The sequence below is a fragment of the Thiohalocapsa halophila genome, from assembly GCF_016583825.1.
GTDB classification, from domain to species: domain Bacteria; phylum Pseudomonadota; class Gammaproteobacteria; order Chromatiales; family Chromatiaceae; genus Thiohalocapsa; species Thiohalocapsa halophila.
Genome location: NZ_NRRV01000244.1, coordinates 1 through 759 on the forward strand (window position 1 = coordinate 1; position 759 = coordinate 759).

At 64.8% G+C, this 759-nt stretch carries 1 protein-coding gene; it reads right to left on the reverse strand.

What is annotated here, in order from left to right; all coding sequences use genetic code 11:
* Positions 1–77 precede the first annotated feature (77 nt).
* Positions 78–476, reverse strand: a complete 399-nt coding sequence (locus tag CKO31_RS26245) for a hypothetical protein (protein ID WP_200243919.1) — start codon at positions 474–476, stop codon at positions 78–80.
* Positions 477–759: the final 283 nt, after the last annotated feature.

Genomic DNA, 759 nt, shown 5'->3' on the forward strand with positions numbered 1-759 from the left:
CTGCGAAAAACAATTCGCCCAAGCGGGCTACGGCTTCGCCTGGGGATGCGCCGGCTTGCCCCGGTGAGCGATGCGGGCTACGGAAGCCGCAGCGCGCGGTCGCAAAGCAGCTGGGGATCGCGCGCTCGACCTTGCACCGCCGCCTCGGCCGTGCGGTGCAACAGGGTGGAATACGCCAGCAAGTGGCCAAGCGCATCGCGGGTTCCCAGCGGCCCAGAGGGCAGGCCAACCACTGCCAGGGCATGCTGCAAAAGGTCTCGGTGCGCAGTCTCGAGCAATCCCACGCGGAATATCGAGGTGGAGCCGTTCAGCCGAATGCGACACTCCGAAGTGGCGGCACGGATCGAGCGCTCAACCTCGTCGCAATCGTCGAAGAAGCGAATGATCTGCGGGAGTTGCGAGGCTTGGTGGGGCAGCTCGTAGCGAATGGTTTCCGACAGCCCGAGTGCGTCCGCGACCCCCGGCGAGTTCGGCATCTGCCCACGAGCTGTTATTGGCTCTCGATCTCCCGCAACACCTCGACGTGCTCGCCGAACGCGTCGCTCCAGATGTGGCCCAGCTCGCTTTCCCACTAGGCTCGTGCGTAGTGGCGGGGCATCTCGGAACCGTGTGACCAGCCGAAGAATAAGCGCAGCTTCGACAATGCCTCGTCCTCGGCCACCGCGTGCTTGCGCAGCGCGTTTGGCCGGGTCACGACGCGGATATGGCGCAGGTCATGGGCGGAGGATACAAACCGCGCTTCGATGACAACGTGTTACG

Excerpts from the sequence above, each read along its gene's own strand:
- CKO31_RS26245 (WP_200243919.1), bottom strand. The coding sequence starts at position 476 with ATGCCGAACTCGCCGGGGGTCGCGGACGCACTCGGGCTGTCGGAAACC.